Source organism: Streptomyces sp. NPDC111802 (assembly GCF_055634335.1).
Genome location: NZ_JBVKCZ010000021.1, coordinates 160,692 through 179,088 on the forward strand (window position 1 = coordinate 160,692; position 18,397 = coordinate 179,088).

Genomic DNA, 18,397 nt, shown 5'->3' on the forward strand with positions numbered 1-18,397 from the left:
TCCTCATGGACACCATGCTCGCCGGACGCTTCCACCTGGACAGCAAGAAGTTCGTGGTGGAAGAGGCCCCCGTCCCCGTACCCGGCCCGGGCGAGGTCCTCGTCGAGGTCAAGGCCGCCGGCGTCTGCCTCTCGGACGTCCACCTGATCGACGGCTCTCTCGTCCCACTGTTCGCCACCTCCGATGTGGTGACCGTCGGCCATGAGGTCTCCGGTGTCATCCACACCCTCGGCCCCGACCTCAGGCGAGGCCTGACCGTCGGTACCCGCGTCACCTTGGAGGCCGGCAAGACCTGCGGCCAGTGCGCCGGCTGCGTGCGTCGCCGCCCCTGCACTCAGATGCTCACCGCCGGCATCGACTACGACGGCGGCTGGGCCCAGTACACCCTCGCCCGCGAGGACACCCTCATCCCCATCCCCGACAGCCTCCCCTTCGACCAGGCCGCGATCATCCCCGACGCGGTCTCCACCCCCTACGCCGCCGTCGTGACCACCGCAGGCGTACGCCCCGCCCAGGCGGTCGGCGTCTGGGGCGTCGGGGGAGTGGGCGCGCACAACGTGCGCCTCGCCCGCCTGGTCGGCGCCGCGCCGGTCATCGCCGTCGACCCGCTGCCCGGCGCCCGCGAGCGCGCCCTGGCCTTCGGCGCGGACCTCGCACTCGATCCGACCGCCCCCGACTTCGCCGAGCAGGTCCGCGCGGCCACCGGCGGACGGGGTCTGGACTTCGCCTTCGACTGCGCCGGCGTGCCCGCCGTTCGCGAGCAGGCCGCGTCCGTGCTCGGTCTGGGCGGCGCCCTGATCCTGGTGGGCATCACGCCGCGGCCGCTCACTATCACCGAGGGCCTGACCTTCAACTACCTGGGCAAGCAGGTGCGCGGGCACTACGGCGGCACCCCGGAGTCCGTCACCGAGTTGGTGCGGCTGGCCGCGGGCGGCCGCCTCGACCTGGCCCCGTCCATCACCGACCACATCCCGCTGGCCGACGCCGCCGACGCGGTCAACCGATTGGAGAACAAGATCGGCGACCCGATCCGTCTCATCCTGGTCCCCTGACGCCTGCTGAGCAGTCGCCCACCAGCCACCTCGGGCAGGGGTGAGTGGGCGCCGGTGGCCCCGACACCGGCGCCCACGGTCAGGTTCGGATGCCGAGCTCGAGCTCCGCACGCTCAACGCGCGCCACTGGGACCGGATCGTCGAGGCGCGGGCCAACGATGACGACCAGGCCTTGGGCGACGCATGGGTCAGCGACGCGACGGTGGACCTCGGCGCTTGAAGCCGTGCCAGAGAGGGGGCAACCCCGCGTCACTGCCCCGACCGGGACATCCGGTTCAGGCGAGGTCGAACCGATCGAGGTTCATCACCTTGTCCCACGCGGCCACGAAGTCACGCACGAACTTCTCTCCCGCGTCCTTGGACGCGTAGACCTCCGAGACGGCGCGGAGCTGGGAGTGCGAACCGAAGATGAGGTCGACGGCGGTGGCGGTCCACTTGACCTCGCCCGTGATGCGATCCCGACCCTCGAAAACGTTCTCCTCCGAGGTGGACGCCTTCCACTCCGTGCCCATGTCGAGCAGGTTGACGAAGAAGTCGTTGGTCAATGTCCCCGGCCGGTCGGTGAGGACACCGTGCGGGGCTCGCTTGAATCCGGTATCCAGGGCCCGCATGCCGCCGATCAGAGCCGTCATCTCGGGAGCAGTCAGCGTCAGCAGGTTGGCGCGGTCCAGCAGGAGAGTCTCCGGCGACAACTTCTCTCCCGAACGGAGGTAGTTGCGGAACCCATCTGCCTTGGGTTCGAGTACGGCGAACGACTCCACGTCGGTCTGCTCCTGCGAGGCGTCCGTGCGCCCCGGTGCGAACGGAACCGTGATGTCGTGCCCGGCGTTCTTCGCGGCCTGCTCGACGGCCGCGCAACCGCCCAGGACAATCAGATCAGCGAGTGAGACCCTCGTTCCACCGGTCTGTGAGGCGTTGAAGTCCTGCTGGATCCGCTCCAGGGTCTGCAACACCTCAGCCACCTCGGGCAGGTTGTTGACCTCCCAGTCCTTTTGCGGTGCCAGTCGAATCCGTGCCCCGTTCGCCCCGCCGCGTTTGTCGGTGCCGCGGAAGCTCGCCGCCGACGCCCAAGCGGTGGTGACCAGCTGGGAGTTGGACAGCCCCGAGGCGAGGATCCTGGCCTTGAGGGCAGCGATGTCCTCGTCCCCGATCAACTCGTGATCGACCTCGGGGACGGGGTCCTGCCACAGCTGCGGCTCGGCAATCCACGGGCCGAGGTAACGCGAGACGGGTCCCATGTCGCGGTGCAGCAGCTTGTACCACGCCTTGGCGAACGCCTCCGCCAGCCTGTCCGGGTTCTCATGGAAGCTCTTCGCGATCGGCCCGTAGACCGGATCCAGCTTCAGCGCGAGGTCCGTCGTCAGCATCATGGGAGCGTGCTTCTTCGACGGATCATGAGCATCGGGCACGGTGCCCCTGGCCGAGGGATCCGTGGGAGTCCACTGCTTCGCACCAGCGGGGCTCGTCGTCAGCTCCCAGTCGTAGCTGAACAGGTTGTCCAGGTACCCGTTGTCCCACTTGGTCGGCTCGGTGGTCCATGCGCCCTCGAGCCCACTGGTGAGCGCGTCCGCGCCCTTGCCGCTGCCGTACGTGTTACGCCAGCCGAGACCTTGCTGCTCGATGGGGGCTCCCTCGGGTTCCGGGCCGATGTATCCGGCGTCGACCGCACCATGGCACTTGCCGAAGGTGTGGCCGCCGACGATGAGCGCAACCGTCTCCTCGTCATTCATCGCCATGCGCCCGAATGTCTCGCGAATATCCCTGGCGGCAACCATCGGATCCGGGTTGCCGTTGGGCCCCTCAGGATTGACGTAGATCAGCCCCATCTGCACGGCACCGAAAGGACCGGCGAGTTCTCTGTCGCCGCTGTATCGCTCATCCCCGAGCCATGTGTCCTCGGGACCCCAGAAGATCTCCTCGGGCTCCCAGACGTCCTCGCGCCCGAAGCCGAACCCGAACGTCTTGAATCCCATTGATTCCATGGCACAGTTGCCGGCGAAGACCAGCAGATCGGCCCACGAGATCTTCCGGCCGTACTTCTGCTTGACCGGCCAGAGCAAACGGCGCGCCTTGTCGAGGCTCGCGTTGTCCGGCCAGCTGTTGAGCGGGGCAAAGCGCTGCGCTCCGCTGCCGCCGCCACCCCGGCCGTCTGCGATGCGGTACGTTCCGGCGGCATGCCAGCTCATCCGGATGAAGAGCGGCCCGTAGTGACCGTAGTCGGCAGGCCACCAGTCCTGAGACGTCGTCATCACCTCGAAGACGTCCCGCTTCAACGCGTCGAGGTCGAGGGTTGCGAACTCTTTCGCGTAGTCGAAGTCCTCGTCCATCGGATTGGAGCGGGACGAGTGCTGATGGAGAATCTGAAGATCCAGCTGATTCGGCCACCAGTCCCGGTTCGTCCTGGGCCGAGTCGGCGTGGGAGTAGGGGAGGGGATTGCTGGGTTCTCGCTTTCGCTGCCGGACATGCCCGTCCTTCTTCCTGTCTCCGTGTTTCCTTCTACTGACTACTGCTCTTGACCGGGCTTTCTTTCGCTGGTGTCGAGCACTCAGACCCGCGTATGGTCGCGTACCGCAGGCCGCATCGCTACGAAACACGCAGAGCACCTCCGCATACAAACGGGCGAGAAGAGGCGGATATCTCTGCTCCAGTGTTAATTCCGGCGTAAGCCGAATCCGCATCCACACGCACTGCGGATTTGGGTGGTCCCGTGGAACCGACGCCATGGGACATGCCGCCACGCTCGCGACCCGCGGCTGCCGGGCGAGACCGTGACGCCCCAGCGGGCGATTGGTCCGCTGGGGCGATTCTGGCGGTGTCGCTGGGCTCTTCGGCCTACCTGGTGGTCGACGCGCTTGTGCCCCGCCCCCCAGCGACGACGTCGTACTGCTGATCACCCGCACCCGCATCCACCTGCGCCGTGCCCGTACCACCGACGAGGGCGGGCGCGGTCTGTTTCTGGTGGCTCAGATGACCGAACGCCGGGGCCCCCGCTACACCCGCGAGGGCGAGACCGTGTGGACCGAAAAACCATTGAGCCGCACGCCCGGCTGACCTTCGCAGGCTGCGGCCGACGCGGGAGGCCGCCTGGAGCCGGCCGCCCGCGCCGCCGTGGTCATTCGACTGCGGCGAGCAGCCGTGCCTCGTTCTCCTCGTACAGCCGCCGGTGCTCGCGACTGTCGGCGGCGCGGCGCCAGTGGTCGAGGCGGCTGCCCAGCCAGCCCGCGAGGTAGCCGAACGGGATGGAGACAAGTCCGGTGGACTGCATGGGGAACAGGGCGAAGTCGGCGTCCGGGAAGACGGCCGACGGCGTGCCTGAAACGGCCTTCGAGAAGACCATGAGCAGCAACGCGCAGGCCGCGCCGCCGTAGAGGGTGGCGAGCAGGCCGGTGCGCGTGAACCCTCGCCAGAACAGGGAGTAGGTGAGCGCGGGTGCCACCGCCGAGGCTCCTATGCAGATGGCCAGCGTGGTCAACACGCCGACGTCCCAGTTCTGCACCATGGTGGCGAGCCCGATGGCGACGGTTCCCACGGCCACGCTCGTCCACGCCGCAACCGTCATCTCGGTACGCGGCTCGGCCTGTCCCCGCCGTACCGCATGGGCGAACAGGTCGTGGGCGAGTGACGAGGCCGCGGCCAGGGTCATACCCGCGACCGACGACAGCAGGGTGATGAACACCATGCCCGCCACGGCCGAGTAGAGGATCGTCCCGCCCGCGGAGTCGGGGGTACCGCCGAGCACCTGCGACAGCATGAGCACCGATGTTCTGCCGTGCGGGTCGGCCGCGGTGATGTACCGCGATCCGACCAGGGCCGCCGCACCCGTACCCATGATGATCACGAGCAGGCAGAACGTGGTGACCGTGCCGACCGCCCACGACATGGAGCGACGCACGGCCGGCACGTCCTGCGCGGAGTACAGACGCATCGTGATGTGGGGCAGACAGGCCACACCGAGGACCACGGTGATCTGGAGACTGACGAAGTCCAGCCGGTCAACGGCCGAGGTACCCAGCTGAAGGCCCTGCTGGAGGAAGGCGGGGCCCGCGCCGCTGCCGTGCTGGGCGGCCCTGAGGACGTCGCCGGGGCTCCAGTCGAAGCGGTTGAGTACGAGAGCGGCGACGACGATGCTGGTGCCGAGCAGGATCACGATCTTGATCATCTGAATGAGCGCGGTGCCCCTCATACCGCCGATCGCCGCATAAATGATCATCAGTGTGCCGACGATGACGATGCATGCCGTCCTGACGCCCGCCACGTGCGGAATGTCCAGGATGAAGGTGAGCAGCGACCCGGCTCCGGAGAGCTGGACGACCAGGAAGGGCAGGGTCGCCGAAAGCGTCACCACGCAGGCTGCGACACGCACGGCCCGTCCAGGTATGTTGCGGGCCAGGACGTCGCCCATGGTGAACCTGCCCGCGTTGCGCAGCGGTTCGGCCAGCAGGAACATCAGCAGCACCAGGGACAGAGCGGTGCTGACCGCCAGGACATAGCCGTCGTATCCGGCGAGCGCGATGATGCCGGTGGTACTCAGCACCGTCGCGGCTGAGATGTAGTCGCCCGCGATCGCAAGGCCGTTCTTGAGCGGGGTGAGCGACAGGTACCCGGTGTAGAAGTTCGTCAGGTCGTCGCGGTCCGGCCCCGCCATCACGCACATCATCAGCGTGACGGTGACCAGCGTGGTGAACAGAACCAGGACGATGGCCTGCGTCCCGGAGCTGAAGTCGTTCATCTCGCCACCCTTGCGGTTGGGCCGCCGTGGACCGCCCGCTCCCTGAGGGCGCGGGCCAACGGATCCACCGAGCGTTGTGCGCTGCGTCCGTACCAGAAGACCGCCGCGAAGGTGACGACGAGTTGGAGGACGCCCAGGGCCATGCCCAGGCTCAGCTCTCCGGCGATCTTGGATCCCATGAGGCCGGGCGCATAGCAGGACAGCACGACATACACCACGAAGGAGCCGAGCGCGGTGAGCGTGGAGGTGCGGCGGAGCAGGCGGTAGGCCGAGCGAAGAGCGGCGAGGTCGGCGTCGTGCCGATGAGTCTCGTGTGTGTAGGGGTCGTCCCAAGGGGCTTGCCGCACGTACGAGTTGTATCGCCGGGCGTCGTGCCCTTGCGGCTCCGGCCACGGGTTCTGCCCGTACGTCTCCTGTTGCGGGCGGACCCCATGGGGCTCGGGGTGCGGCAGCGGCCATCCCGTAGGTGCTGATGGTGGGTAGTGCCTGTTCTCGTCGGCGTATGTCATCGCCTGGCCTTCCACTACGGCTCGGATCCGTCAGGTGAATGGGGAAGAATGGTTCAGGCGGCGCACCATACCGACTGGTTGGGATGCCTGTAAGTCTGCTGTGGGTCACGTTTCGGGGTTGTTGTGGTCCCCGGGCGGAGATCGCCGCGGTGGCGGACCTATGGGCAGGGAAGAGGAGGATCTTGCTAACTCCAGCTGACGGCAATGACGCTGACTCGTCCTGCCTACCGGACGGGTTCAGCCGGAGTGGGATTCGGCCTGGTGGTCGCCGTTACGCTCGCCGGAATCAAGTCGGCGCATGCACCTCGTAAGCCCGTCCCGACGAAGGTCATGAGCCCTTCTCGAGCCGTCCTCGGTCAGCCGTCAGGCTGACCCCGCAGCTTCTCCGAAAGGTATGTCACGATGAACACGCCCGACCACATCGCCCACGCAACCGCTGTCACACCCGTCGATCACCGCACCGCGGTCGCGGCGGAGACCGCCCGGTTCGTCGCAGCGGTCAAGGACGCCGACCTGGCTACCGCGGTGCCCAGCTGTCCCGGCTGGACGCTCGCCGACCTGGTCAAGCACACAGGCAGTGTCCAGCGCTGGTTCTCGGCCCTGTTGCGGGCGCGCATCCAGGAACCCCCACGCAAGCGTGAGGTGGACCTGCGGCTCCCGGAGCGGGAGGACGGATACGCCGACTGGCTGGCCGAGAGCGCGGCCGTGGCCGCGGACGCCTTCGCAGCCACCGACCCGGACCTGCCGATGTGGGCGTGGGGCGCCGACCAGCACGCCCGCTTCTGGGCACGCCGCATGCTCTTCGAGACCCTGCTGCACCGGGCCGACGCCGAGCTCGCACTCGGCCTCCGTCCCGCCATCGACGGTCCGCTCGCAGTCGACGGGATCGACGAGTTCCTAGTCAACCTGCCCTTCGCCACCTTCTTCGCCCCCAAGGTCGCCAACCTGCGTGGCCCCGACAAGACCATCCGCTTCCGCACGACCGACGGAGACGATGCCTGGCTCGTTCGCCTGCGGCCCGACGGCTTCGGACTGGACACGGCCCACCCGACCGCGGACACCGCTGACGCGACCGTCCGGGGAACCGCGGCCGACCTGCTCCTGCTCGTGTACGGCCGCCTGCCCTACGAAGTAGAGGCCCTCGCTCACGACGGAGACGAGGACCTGCTGGCCAACTGGATCACCAACTCTGCCTTCTGAAGCCCGATGCCCTGACACACGGGACCGCCCCGCTCGTAGCCGACGAAACGCCGGCGTGTGATTCATCACAGCAAGTTATATTGTGCACAATTTAATTGCTGGCTAGCGTTTGGGATCAACAGCACCATCACAGGGAGGCAGCACCATGGATCCCGTCCGCTACGAGGATTACCGCCCCGCCGAACGTCCGACCTATCAACAGGAGTTGGACGCAGTGGTCGCCCAGGTGGCGCAGCGCACCGGCGCCTCGGTCGAGCGCGAGGCCGTCGGCCGCGCCGTCCGCACCGCCCACGGAAAGACCTACGGCCTCCTCAAGGCCACCGTCACGGTCGGTGACAACCCGGGCTTCCACGGGCAGGGCATCTTCGCCCGCCCGCCGTGTACGACGCCGTCGTCCGCTACTCCAACGGTCTGGGCCACCAGCGTCCCGACCACCAGCTCGGCGCGGCGTGCGGGATGGGCATCAAGCTGTTCGGGGTCCCCGGCCCCTCACTGCTGGCCGACGAACCGGACACCGGTACCTTCGACCTCAACCTGATCAACAACGAGGTCTTCTTCGCGAACACCGCCTATGACTACATGGTCATCGAGGAGTTGTTCGCGGAGCTGCCGGAAGGCCTGGCGAACCCCGCCCGCCGCAAGACCTGGATGGCGGAGTTCCTGACCCGCCGGGGCACGCTCACCGATCCCGACGGCTGGCTGTGGGACGAACTGTTCGCCATGCTCTCGTTCACCACCGTCCCGCGCAGGAACCTGCTGTCGTACACCTACAACAGCATGGGTGCCTTCCGATACGGCGACCACATCGCAAAGATCCGCACCGTGCCGACGGCCGAGTCCCTGGCCGCCCTCACCCACCAGATCGTGGACGTGCGGGCGGACAACGAGGCGTTCCGTCGCACCCTGGTTGCCGAGGCTACGGAGCGCGACCACTCCTTCGAGCTCCAGGTGCAGCTCAACACCGATCTGGTTCGCATGCCGGTGGACAACACCTCTGTGAAGTGGCCCGAAGAGCTGTCTCCCTGGGTGACGGTCGCCCGGGTGGACCTCCCGCGGCAGGACATCGGCGGGGACGACAACGTGGCGGCCGCCGACGCCACGTCGATCACACCGTGGCGTTCACGAGAGGAGCACCGGCCCATCGGCGAGATCCAGCGGGTGCGGCAGGAGGTGTACCGGCGCTCGTCCATCGAGCGGCACCGCATCAATGGACAACAGCGGCGCGAACCGGTCAGCAGCGCGCAACTGCTCGGCTGATCGGGCCAAGCCGCGTCCCGCCGCCCGGATCTGAACGCCGGTCAAACTGGGGGAGCCCGCCCTACCCCTGCTCGGGAACTGCCATCTCACCCAGCAGCGACCAGTCGTCCTGCGGAACGTTCGCGTTCACGATGCGGGGTGTCTCGATCAGATGGGGCGGCAACGTCTGCTGCGCGGCCCTGAAGTGCGCCGACTGCACGTGGGCAGCGCCTGCTTCGTCATCGCGGAAGGCCTCGACCAGGACGTACTCCGTGGGGTCCGTGACGCTTCGCGACCAGTCGAACCAGAGGCATCCGGGCTCCCGGCGCGTGGCCTCGGTGAAGTCGGCGGTGATGTCCGGCCACCGGTCGGCGTGCTCGGGACGGACTCGGAACTTGGCGGTGATGAAGATCATCAGCCTTCCTGTCTCCTCGTAGTGACCAGCGACCAGTGATCCGTGGCGACACGATCGTACGGCGTCAGTCGCGCATGGGCAGTTCACCCGCGCCAGGAAGTGCCTTTATGGGATGGAACCTTGTCGTCCCTCGTGGAACGGGGTCAGCGGGTGGGGTCGAGGAGGATCTTGCGGACGCCGTCGGAGCGGTCGGCGAACACTTCGTACGCCGTCGGGCCTTCGGAGAGGGCGAAGCGGTGGGAGACGACCACCTCCGGCTTGATCCGGCCGGCACGGGTGAGGGCGATCAGGGGCGGCAGTTCGTAGTGCACCGAGCACAGCCCGATGGCGAACTCCAGTTCCTTGACCTGTGCCAGCCCCATGTGGAAGGGGAACGCCTTGTTCTGGCTGACCCCGATGACGCTGACCCGGCCCGCTTGCCGGACGGACTTGAGGGCGAGTTCGATGGTGGCGTCCGAGCCCACGGCCTCCACCACGGCGTCCGGCCCGCGACCGCCGGTCATCTCCCGTATGGCCGTTCGCGCGTCCTCGCCCTCGACCGGCTCGACACCCAGAGTGGCGGCGAAGGCGCGGCGCTCCGCGACCAGATCCGCGCCCAGCACCCGCGCGGCGCCCATCGCGAAGGCGGACTGGGCGGCCATGAGACCGACGGGCCCGAGGCCGATGACCAGGACGGTCTCACCTGGCCGGATGCGGGCACGGCGGCAGCCGTACCAGGCCGTGGGGGCGTTGTCGGTCAGGACGACGGCGGCCTCGTCGGAGACATCCTCGGGCAGGTGCACCAGATTGACATCGGCGTACGGCACCGCGAGGGTCTGGGCCTGGCTGCCCTGAAGCTGCGGGCTGACCCCGTAACAGAGCTCTGTGCTGGACTTGGCGCGCTCGCACCGGGCGGTGAACCCGGCAGCGCACGACCGGCACAGGGCGCAGCCGACCGATGCGGGCACCAGAACCCGGTCGCCGGGCTTGAAGCGGGTGACCTGGTTGCCGGTGTCGACCACCACGCCGACGCCCTCGTGTCCCGGTGTGTAGCCCAGTTCCGGGCTGAACGGATTGCCGTGGTAGATGTGCAGGTCGCTGCCGCAGATGCCGGCCGTGGTGACCTGGATGACCGCATCAGTGGGGTTGGTGACGGCCGGGTCGGGGACATCCCCGTAGCGGATGTCGTGACGGCCGTGGTAGCTCAGTGCTTTCACCGGATTTCTCCCTCCCTCTGCCCGGTCAGTCCGCGATCTTCAGCACCAGCTTGCCGTGGTTCTCACCACGGAAGAGCCGCATCAGGGTTTCGGGGAACGCCGCCACTGGACCCGACACCACGTCCTCCAGAGACTTCAGCCGGCCCTCCGCCCGCCACGTGGCCAGTTGTGCGATGCCCTCGGCGTACCGGTCGGCGTAGTCGAACACCACCATGCCCGTCATGGAGGCGCGGTTCACCAGCAGCGACAGGTAGTTGGCGGGGCCTTGCGGCTTGGTGCTGTTGTACTGGGAGATCGCTCCGCAGACGACGATGCGGGCACCGCGCGCCAGCCGCAGCAACACGGCGTCCAGAACCTCACCGCCGACGTTGTCGAAGTACACGTCGACGCCGTCGGGGGCGTGCTCGCGCAGCGCCTTGCGAACGTCGTCCTTCTGGTAGTCGATCGCGGCGTCGAACCCGAACTCGTCGACCACCAGGCGGCACTTGGACTCGCCGCCGGCGATGCCGATGACCCGGCAGCCCAGAATCTTGGCGATCTGTCCGACGACGCTGCCGACCGCCCCCACCGCTCCGGAGACCACGACGGTCTGACCGGGCTCGGGACGCCCGATGTCGATCAGGCCGAAGTAGGCCGTCAGACCCGACATGCCGAGAGCGCCGAGATACGTCGGCAACGGGGCAGCCGCAGGGTCCACCTTGATCACGCCGCGGCCGTCCGACACGCAGTACTCCTGCACGCCGAACGAGCCCGACACATGGTCGCCGACCGCGAACCCGGAGTGCCGGGAGGCGACGACCCTTCCCACCGCGCCGGCGCGCATCACCTCGCCGATCTCCACCGGGCGGATGTAGGACCTGCCCGCGTTCATCCAGCCGCGCATCGCCGGGTCGATCGACAGACAGAGCACCTGCACCAGGAATTCCCCGTCGCCCGGCTGCCCGCTCTGCTCCTCGACGTGCTCCCAGTCGGTGGGCCGCGGCTCGCCCACGGGGCGTGCGGCCAGGCGCACCTGGTGATTGGTTCTGGTTCTGCTCATCTCCGGCGGCTCCTTCGATGGTCGCGTGGGTTCGGCGGTCAGCGCAGCCGCGCATACCGGCTAGTCGGTACGGGCGGTGACTGTACGGTGCCGTCCCGGCCGGAGGCAAGAGGGGGCTGATGCGGCGTACGGCGCAAGCGTGCAAAGGACGGCGCTCGTCACACCCAGTACGGCGCCGCAGCGGTTGAGCGCGCGTCGGAACATACGTAAAGCACGCTCAAAGCCTGTTGCGGAACGAGCTTCCACCGGCCCTCCGCCCCAACCCGATGGGCTACCTGGCCTGCGCGGCGCCGGTGGAACCGCCGCCGGCCATCGCGGCGCGTACGGCGCGTGGCCCCGCCCCCAACTCTCGGCGGCAGGCCTTGTTGAACGCCTGCAGATCGGCGATGCCGACCGCGGCGGCGACAGCGGGGATCGGGAGGGTGGAGGCCTGGAGCAGATGGCGGGCGCGCTCGAGTCTTCGGCGGCGCACATAGGCGATGACTGTGAGGCCGGTCTCGGTCCGGAACAGGCGGGTCAGATGGGTGTGCGAGACCCCGACTGCGCGAGCGATGTCCGGTACGGGCAGCGGGTCGGCCAGACGCCCCTCGATGTACGCCCGTGCGGCGGCAACGACGGGATGCAGCCGACCGGGCTCATCGGATCCGGTCAGCTGGGCGACGTGCCAGAGCACGGTCCAGATCTCGGCGGACGCGCGCGCGGCCGACACGGGCATGGCGGCCACGGCGTGCCTGAACAGACTGGCAAGGACCGGCCCTTCGGTCTCGGCGTCCTGCATCACCGGTACGGAGTGTCCCGCGCCCGCAGCGGAGAGCCGTAGATGGGCGTAGAGATGCTCGGATCTGCCCCGGTAATGGAAGTGCACCTCGGTGTCCGGAGGGATCAGGCTGACGTGTCCGGGCCGGATGGGATGGACGGTGCCTCCGACGGACAGCCGGCCCGCATAGCTGTACAGGTGCAACTGCCACAGATCGGGCAGCCGGAAGACTTCGTGCGGGGTGGAGACACCATGCACGCCGACACCCGCGTTCGCCACCTCGGGCGGCTCGTCCAGGCGAAGAAACACACTGTCCACGGTGATGGAAATCTACCAGTGACCGGCGATTACAACCCACGACTTGCCGCGGCCCGTTCTCTACGTTCGTCGTATGCCAACCACCAAACAACTGCTCACCTCGGTCCAGGTGGCACGTTTCGTCGCGCAGGGGTATCTGCGTCTGGACGGGGTCGTGCCCGCGGACCTGAACGAAGAGGCCATCGCGACGCTGTCTACGGGCATCCCCGCCGTCCCGTACGGCACTCCGCTGGCCAAGGCGTTCCCTGAGGACACCTTCATCCCGCGACTGCTGGCCGTTCCTGCGGTGGCCGGCGCCCTGCACAGCCTCGTGGGACCGGACCCGACGGTCGACCACCACGCGGTGCATGTACGCGAGCCGCACGAGGGAAGCGCTCAGGATCTCCATGGGGACGCGATCATCGACGTGCGGCCCGACGCCTTCGACATCCAGCTCATGTACTACCCCCATGAAGTCACTCCCGACATGGGCGGAACCCTCAGTGTGCCGGGCAGTCATCTGCGCCGCATCAACGAGACCGACATCGGGCGCGTGCAGAACCTGCGCGGGCAGATCCGACTGACCTGTCCGGCCGGCACCGTCGTCCTGGTGCACCACGGGATCTGGCACAGCGGCCGACGCAACGACACCGCCCAGCGGCGCTACATGTACAAGGTCCGCTTCAACCCGACCGTGCCGCAGGTCCGGCTCTGGGACACCTCCGACCTGCACGATCCTGCCGTGACGGCGGAACTCAACACCGGTTTCCCGTGGTACGAGCAGGCCACCGCCCGCCTGGAGATCCACAACCGGGCCCTGCTGTGGCGTGCGCTCACCGGAGACGACTCGTTCGACATCGACTACTGGGTCACCCGCGTCACCAACCGGCCCGCCCTGAGGAGCCACTCATGAAACAGCAAGTCCTCGTGCTCTACCTCACCACGTCGGCCCTCGACTCAGATGTTGTGGGATGGTCCCGCTACGACGGCACGGGCCGCACTCATCCCACGACCGGGGACAGCGACGAGCCACCGTACAAGACAGGTCTTGCCGCACTGCAGGACGGCTGGCGCCTGTTCCAGGCCTCCCAACTGCTCCCGCCCCACCCCGGCCACGAGTACGACACCTCTTTCCTGAAGCACGAGTTCCTCTTCGAGAAGCTGTAGCAGGCCGTCAGCCATCGGACTCCGGCGACGGGAGGTATGCGCCCGGCACGTCGTTCGGCGCGTAGATCTTGCTGTCGCCGGGGTACGGCTTGGTCCAGTTGTGCGTCTCGTACCACGTGAGGCGGTTCATCTGGACGGGGTTCGCGTAGTCGGGAACGGCGCCCGGTCCGGTCAGGCGCTGGTGCGAACCCCAGGTCTTCCACTGCGCCGCGACCTTCTGTTGGTCCGTCGGCACCTTCGCCGTCGTCGGCGCGGGTGCCGCAGCGGGGTTCTGCGGAGCCGGGGTGTCCGCGCCGCAGGAGGGCGGGGTGCTCAGGCCGTCGGTCAGCGAGGTCCGGTTGGCCACCGCCTCGAACGGCGTGTTGTTCGCCTTCGGGGTAAATGCGCCGAACATAGGGGTGGCCGCGCTGTCCTTCTGGTTCATCGGGTGGATCCCGAGGATCTGCTCGATGGTGCGGATCATCGTGATCTGCGAGTAGTAGTGATTGTCCACGGTGCCGTGCTGGGCCCAGGGGCTGATGACCTGGACCGGGGCACGGTGGCCGTCGACGTGGTCGAGGCCGGCCTGGGAGTCGTCCTCGACGACGAAGATCGCCGAGTCCTTCCAGTACTTGCTGTGCGAGATCTCGTCGACCATCCTGCCAACCGCGAGGTCGTTGTCCGCGACCTCGGCGGCCGGGCTCGGCGGACCACCGGTGTGGTCGTTGGAGAACCAGAACATGTTCAGGTTCGCAGGGCCGTTCTTCTCGAAGTCCTGCTTCCAGATCTCGTTCTTGTAGACGTCCGGGACGCTGAGGTCGAACAGCGGGAAACCGGGCACTGACACCTTGTTGAGCGACGGTATCGCCGAGCCCGTCCGAATGGGGTAGGCGGTCTTCCGCCCGGTCGCGGCCATGTCCTTGGCGTCGCAGTACAGGTTCTGCCAAGTGGCGCCGGACGGCTTGCTCTCGATCGACTGGAACTCGCCGAAGTCCTTGACGGACTTCCCGGCCGCCTGCGCACCGGTCCAGATGAAGCCGGATTTCTGGTGGCCGAGAACGTCGTCCTCGGTGTCGTAGCTACGCGTGTACTCACCGGCGGAGGACTCGGTGTACTCCGGGTTGTCGGACTGCATGAGCCAGTTGTGGCCCTCGGCGGAGTTCGTGCCGATGTCGTAGAAGTTGTCGTACAGCCCGAACTGCTGAGCCAGCGTGTGCTGGTTCGGCGTCACGTTCTCGCCGGACTGCGTGAGCGCCGGGTCGCCGTTGCCCTGCGGCAGGTCACCGAAGACCTGGTCGTAGGTCCGGTTCTCCTTGACGAGCAGGAAGACGTGCTTGATCGTCGACGGGTCGCCGAGCCGCAGCGGGACCGGAACCGGCTTGGCTTGGTTCGTGCCCTTCGCCGTCGTGACCGAGCCGGGCGTCCAGCCGTTCTGCTGGAAGACCTTGGCCGTCTGGGCCCGGATGACGCTGTCGTCCGGCAGCGTGAACTGCGTCAGGCTCGACGTCGATGCTCCCGACGGCGGCGGACGGGTTCGCCAGGTCGATGACGCTGACCGTGCCGGTGGTGCTGGCTCCGGTGTCCGGGTGGCCGGCACCTGGGTGCCGTAAAAGTTGATCGTGGTGTCGCCGGACTTGGCCGGACGCCCGCCCTCGTTGCTGACGTAGAGCTTGCTGCCGACCATGGCCATGCCGCGAGGCGCGTTGCCCACGGCCCAGCTCTGCTTGACGGTCCCGGTCGCCGCGTCGATGGCGACCACCCGGTTCTGCCCATTGACCGCGCCGCACACGATGGAGCCGTCGGCCGAGAATACCGCCGCACCCACCAGTGCGCGCTTGGAGCCGTCGGCCGGGATCGAGACGGTCATCGGGTTGGAGAGGGTGCCGTCCCCGTTCACGGTGAACTTGGTGTAGCCGTCGCTCTGGCCCAACCACAGCTGCGAACCGTCGGGCGAGTACGTCGGGCCCTCCTGCGCGACGGCGCCGCTCTGGATGTGCAAGTCGTCCGCAGCGGAGGTGCCGACGCGCTGCTTCACCTGGCCGGCCTGCTTGAAGCAGCTCAACTTCCGCCAAAGCGGGCGCAGTTCACGCCTTCGGGGCGTAGATGAGCCAGGAGACATGCCCGGCCGGCTCATACGGCGCGTCGAGCATGAAAGGATACGGAACCAATAGAGCCCCCAGAGCGTCGGCAGTGTCGAGTGGAATCAACACCGCCAACGACCGGGGGATTTGCTCTGCCACCGTGCCTGACCAGGCCTTTTCGCCCTCGCGAGATAAGATGAAAGTAGTTCAGTGAACCGAATGTTCTGATTAATAGTAAGTACGCTATAGGGTTGCCTGGTCGCCGCGGCGGAGGAATTCGACTTCTGGCGTCCTGCGTCGGCGACCCCATTATGCACAATTGCTCTCAGAATCCAGCGATGAGTGGCATTTCGTCACCGGCTCTGAGTCTGATGACGTCGTTCTCCTGTGGACCGTGATCCGGCCGTTGGCGTACGTGTATCCCGACACGGTGAGATTGATATTGCTTCTCACTTTCGCGAGTGAAGCGTTCACACCATTAAGCCAGCGCATCCGATTGATGCCGAGGCTCTTGACAATTTCCGGTCTTCCTCCGGCGAGGTTTTTCGTCTCCTCGATATCGGTAGCCAGGTTGTAAAGCCGCCAGCGTCGACTCTCGAATGAATAGCCTAGCTTCCAATTTCCGGAACGGATAATCGACTCCGGTCGCTGCTCACGTCCGTATTGCTGTAGATATTGCCGGAAGTACCCGGGTGCATGCCAGAACAGGCTATCGCGACCGAGCTGGGCGGTCGAGTTTGCGAGAACACCTCTCAGGGCGCGGCCGTCTAGGGGGTATTGGGCCGGTACAGTGGCGCCAGCCAGCGCGGCGAAGGTGGGGTAGAAGTCAATGTTGTTGACGGGTGTTGCGTTGATAGTACCTCTGTGGACCAGGGCAGGATTTTACTCCAGGTGATCATAGGCACCCGGATGCCGCCTTCATAGAGTTCGGCTTTCATGCCCCGCAGCGGCCCGTTGCTTGCACCGGTCGGCTCAAACCCGCCGTTGTCTGAAGTGAACACCAGAAGGGTATTGTATCCGTTGGGAGGGAAAGCACTGACGGGCGCGGTGGCAACATAGCCGCTCTCGGCGGTGTTCTCGTCCGGGAACCTTCCGGCCCAGATGTTGCAGCGGTGTCGCCCGCGGGGCGTCAGCTCGTCTCCCCATGGATAACGGGCCTGTTCCAGGCCGCCCCGGGCGGCCATCTCCCACTCGGCCTCGGTCTGCAGCCGCTTACCAACCCAGGCCGCATACGCCGACGCATCCCGCCAGGAAACATGAACTACCGGATGGTTCTGCAGGTTCGTGATGCGGGAGCCGGGGCCGGTGGGAGACCGCCAAGCCGCCCGGACGGGGATCCACCAGGGAGCTCCCGAAATGCGGCCCGCCAGAGCCCAGGCGGGGTCGGCGAACAGGTGGAAGACATATGACCAGCCGTACTGTTCCGCGTCGGTCACATAGCCTGTGGCCTTGACGAAGGCTGCGAATCGGGCGTTCCTCACACACAGCGGGTCGATCAGATACGGCGAGAGCTCGATCTCACGTACCGGCCCCTCCCCATCCGGCAGATTTGCGTCCCGGTCGTTGCCACCCATCAGGCAGCGCCCCCCGGGGATACGCACCATGCCCTTCGTCATTGCAGCCGGATCCCGTTTCCGCGTCGCGCCCAGCGGAGTCGCGGCGGGGACCAACATCGCCTGCTCTCCTGACCCTCTGCGTGGACCGCAACAGCCACTCATGGCCTCTACTCCTTCTATCTGGGAAGAGGCCATGATCCTCCGCTTGAGTCGCCGCTCCACACCGCCATCTGCTCGATCGTGGTTCGGCTCGGGTTGCTACTGTGCCGCTCGGTCGGGAACAGGTGACTACGCTGCGGGCCGTTTGAATTCGTTGCGATGACCCCTAGCGAAAAGTCATCATCGTCCGCGGCGGGAATCTGCCGGGCCCGGACCGCCGTGCTGGGCCCGCGTTTGGGGATGGCTTTGAGGAAAGCGGTGATTGTCACCGAATCATGAAAACTGGTTCCGGATCGCTATCAGTGCCGGGCCACAGAGGGTCACCAAAAAGGCAATCATGAACGGCCTCGCGCGATGTGGAGGACCGCTTGCGGAGCAGGTCGAAGTTGGTCGGACCGAACATCTGCTGCTTCAACATCTTGGTCTCGTTGTTGTGACCGCCGACGGAGTCGGAACGGTAGCGGAGACTGACACCGGCGACGACGGCGTCGAGGTCTGGGCCGAGGCCGGTGACGAACGTGTGCCGGGCCAGGAGGTCGTCGGCGTCGGCCTGGACGAGCGTGATCCGCTGGGCCAGGCTGCGGCCCTGACAGTTGTTCATCAGCTCAGCGAACGCCGGGATACGGTGGGTGGTGCGGTCAAGCGCGGGACAGCGGACCAGGGTCTCCTTGAGTCCTGGGCCTCGTCGCCGATGAGAGGGTCGGGGTGGCGGGGGAGCCAACCGGTCACGGAACGCACGGACGGTTCCTTTGCGGGCAGACCGCAGCGAAGGCTGCCTTGACCGCATCACGACGATGTTCTGAAAGTGGAGGCACTCGCGCAGTTCGTGCGGCTACGGCTCATCGACCCCGAGGGAGCGTACTGGGGTCCGCCTTCCAAGGTCGTCAAGTGGGAAATCATGGTCAGGTAATACGCCGTCATGAACTCACTGAGCGTTTTCAACGGGACTACTGATCGGGTGACGCCGGTCAGGTCGAGGTGAGGACCACAACGCACAAGGCTCCCGTGCCGTTGGTGGAGGTGT

At 67.0% G+C, this 18,397-nt stretch carries 16 protein-coding genes and 2 pseudogenes; 6 read left to right on the top strand and 12 right to left on the bottom strand.

The window, feature by feature from the left end:
* Positions 1–5 precede the first annotated feature (5 nt).
* Positions 6–1,052: a zinc-binding dehydrogenase gene (locus tag ACZ7NC_RS24065; RefSeq protein ID WP_471491091.1), complete on the top strand. Its 1,047-nt coding sequence runs from the start codon at positions 6–8 to the stop codon at positions 1,050–1,052.
* Positions 1,053–1,327: 275 nt separating this feature from the next.
* Here ACZ7NC_RS24065 and katG read toward each other — a convergent pair whose 3' ends face one another.
* Entirely contained in the window at positions 1,328–3,517 is a 2,190-nt protein-coding gene (gene katG / locus ACZ7NC_RS24070) for a catalase/peroxidase HPI (protein ID WP_471491092.1), read from the bottom strand.
* A gap of 434 nt (positions 3,518–3,951) precedes the next feature.
* On the opposite strand from katG, the pseudogene ACZ7NC_RS24075 reads away from it, so the two are divergent.
* Positions 3,952–4,104 (top strand): annotated as a pseudogene (locus tag ACZ7NC_RS24075) (ATP-binding protein); the annotation flags it as partial.
* Between the two features lie 61 nt (positions 4,105–4,165).
* Here the strand turns inward: ACZ7NC_RS24075 and ACZ7NC_RS24080 are convergent.
* Entirely contained in the window at positions 4,166–5,782 is a 1,617-nt protein-coding gene (locus ACZ7NC_RS24080) for a sodium/solute symporter (protein ID WP_471491094.1), read from the bottom strand.
* The gene (locus ACZ7NC_RS24085; RefSeq protein WP_471491096.1) at positions 5,779–6,129 is read right to left on the bottom strand and encodes a DUF485 domain-containing protein; all 351 of its coding nucleotides are present in this window, start codon (positions 6,127–6,129) and stop codon (positions 5,779–5,781) included. The genes ACZ7NC_RS24080 and ACZ7NC_RS24085 overlap by 4 nt, the downstream gene beginning before the upstream one ends.
* Positions 6,130–6,693: 564 nt before the next feature.
* Here ACZ7NC_RS24085 and ACZ7NC_RS24090 point away from each other — a divergent pair.
* Positions 6,694–7,491 carry a maleylpyruvate isomerase family mycothiol-dependent enzyme gene (locus tag ACZ7NC_RS24090; RefSeq protein ID WP_471491098.1) on the top strand — a complete coding sequence of 266 codons (798 nt, stop codon included), beginning with the start codon at positions 6,694–6,696 and terminating at the stop codon, positions 7,489–7,491.
* A 127-nt stretch (positions 7,492–7,618) separates the two neighbouring features.
* Here the strand turns inward: ACZ7NC_RS24090 and ACZ7NC_RS24095 are convergent, their stop codons facing one another.
* The gene (locus ACZ7NC_RS24095; protein WP_471491100.1) at positions 7,619–7,843 is read right to left on the bottom strand and encodes a hypothetical protein; all 225 of its coding nucleotides are present in this window, start codon (positions 7,841–7,843) and stop codon (positions 7,619–7,621) included.
* Between the two features lie 26 nt (positions 7,844–7,869).
* Between ACZ7NC_RS24095 and ACZ7NC_RS24100 the strand changes: the two genes are divergently transcribed.
* Entirely contained in the window at positions 7,870–8,748 is an 879-nt protein-coding gene (locus tag ACZ7NC_RS24100) for a catalase family protein (RefSeq protein WP_471491101.1), read from the top strand.
* 61 nt (positions 8,749–8,809) lie between these two features.
* Here ACZ7NC_RS24100 and ACZ7NC_RS24105 read toward each other — a convergent pair whose 3' ends face one another.
* From ACZ7NC_RS24105 to ACZ7NC_RS24120, 4 genes are all read right to left on the bottom strand, one after another.
* Entirely contained in the window at positions 8,810–9,142 is a 333-nt protein-coding gene (locus ACZ7NC_RS24105) for a putative quinol monooxygenase (RefSeq protein WP_189943121.1), read from the bottom strand.
* Between the two features lie 143 nt (positions 9,143–9,285).
* Positions 9,286–10,338: an alcohol dehydrogenase catalytic domain-containing protein gene (locus ACZ7NC_RS24110; RefSeq protein WP_471491103.1), complete on the bottom strand. Its 1,053-nt coding sequence runs from the start codon at positions 10,336–10,338 to the stop codon at positions 9,286–9,288.
* Between the two features lie 25 nt (positions 10,339–10,363).
* Complete coding sequence (locus tag ACZ7NC_RS24115; RefSeq protein WP_471491105.1) at positions 10,364–11,377, bottom strand: NADP-dependent oxidoreductase; 1,014 nt, start codon at positions 11,375–11,377, stop codon at positions 10,364–10,366.
* A gap of 271 nt (positions 11,378–11,648) precedes the next feature.
* On the bottom strand, positions 11,649–12,452 hold the full coding sequence (locus tag ACZ7NC_RS24120; protein ID WP_471491107.1) for an AraC family transcriptional regulator: 804 nt from the start codon (positions 12,450–12,452) through the stop codon (positions 11,649–11,651).
* Positions 12,453–12,525: 73 nt separating this feature from the next.
* Between ACZ7NC_RS24120 and ACZ7NC_RS24125 the strand changes: the two genes are divergently transcribed.
* Positions 12,526–13,344 (top strand): phytanoyl-CoA dioxygenase family protein, encoded by an 819-nt coding sequence (locus ACZ7NC_RS24125; RefSeq protein ID WP_471491108.1) that lies wholly within the window; start codon positions 12,526–12,528, stop codon positions 13,342–13,344.
* The gene (locus ACZ7NC_RS24130; protein WP_471491110.1) at positions 13,341–13,598 is read left to right on the top strand and encodes a hypothetical protein; all 258 of its coding nucleotides are present in this window, start codon (positions 13,341–13,343) and stop codon (positions 13,596–13,598) included. Before ACZ7NC_RS24125 ends, ACZ7NC_RS24130 begins: the two co-directional genes overlap by 4 nt.
* A gap of 7 nt (positions 13,599–13,605) precedes the next feature.
* On the opposite strand, the pseudogene ACZ7NC_RS24135 reads toward ACZ7NC_RS24130, so the two are convergent.
* From ACZ7NC_RS24135 to ACZ7NC_RS24150, 4 genes and pseudogenes are all read right to left on the bottom strand, one after another.
* A pseudogene (locus tag ACZ7NC_RS24135) lies at positions 13,606–15,585 on the bottom strand (bifunctional YncE family protein/alkaline phosphatase family protein); the annotation flags it as partial.
* 382 nt (positions 15,586–15,967) lie between these two features.
* On the bottom strand, positions 15,968–16,531 hold the full coding sequence (locus ACZ7NC_RS24140) for a sulfatase/phosphatase domain-containing protein (RefSeq protein WP_471491122.1): 564 nt from the start codon (positions 16,529–16,531) through the stop codon (positions 15,968–15,970).
* Positions 16,426–17,274 (bottom strand): SUMF1/EgtB/PvdO family nonheme iron enzyme, encoded by an 849-nt coding sequence (locus ACZ7NC_RS24145; RefSeq protein WP_471491111.1) that lies wholly within the window; start codon positions 17,272–17,274, stop codon positions 16,426–16,428. The genes ACZ7NC_RS24140 and ACZ7NC_RS24145 overlap by 106 nt, the downstream gene beginning before the upstream one ends.
* 364 nt (positions 17,275–17,638) lie before the next feature.
* Complete coding sequence (locus tag ACZ7NC_RS24150) at positions 17,639–17,974, bottom strand: hypothetical protein (RefSeq protein ID WP_471491113.1); 336 nt, start codon at positions 17,972–17,974, stop codon at positions 17,639–17,641.
* Positions 17,975–18,397 lie beyond the last annotated feature (423 nt).

Coding starts and splice junctions, on each gene's coding strand:
- ACZ7NC_RS24065 (WP_471491091.1), top strand. CDS start 6: ATGGACACCATGCTCGCCGGACGCTTCCACCTGGACAGCAAGAAGTTC.
- katG (WP_471491092.1), bottom strand. CDS start 3,517: ATGTCCGGCAGCGAAAGCGAGAACCCAGCAATCCCCTCCCCTACTCCC.
- ACZ7NC_RS24080 (WP_471491094.1), bottom strand. CDS start 5,782: ATGAACGACTTCAGCTCCGGGACGCAGGCCATCGTCCTGGTTCTGTTC.
- ACZ7NC_RS24090 (WP_471491098.1), top strand. CDS start 6,694: ATGAACACGCCCGACCACATCGCCCACGCAACCGCTGTCACACCCGTC.
- ACZ7NC_RS24105 (WP_189943121.1), bottom strand. CDS start 9,142: ATGATCTTCATCACCGCCAAGTTCCGAGTCCGTCCCGAGCACGCCGAC.
- ACZ7NC_RS24115 (WP_471491105.1), bottom strand. CDS start 11,377: ATGAGCAGAACCAGAACCAATCACCAGGTGCGCCTGGCCGCACGCCCC.
- ACZ7NC_RS24125 (WP_471491108.1), top strand. CDS start 12,526: ATGCCAACCACCAAACAACTGCTCACCTCGGTCCAGGTGGCACGTTTC.
- ACZ7NC_RS24130 (WP_471491110.1), top strand. CDS start 13,341: ATGAAACAGCAAGTCCTCGTGCTCTACCTCACCACGTCGGCCCTCGAC.
- ACZ7NC_RS24145 (WP_471491111.1), bottom strand. CDS start 17,274: ATGACGAAGGGCATGGTGCGTATCCCCGGGGGGCGCTGCCTGATGGGT.
- ACZ7NC_RS24150 (WP_471491113.1), bottom strand. CDS start 17,974: ATGAACAACTGTCAGGGCCGCAGCCTGGCCCAGCGGATCACGCTCGTC.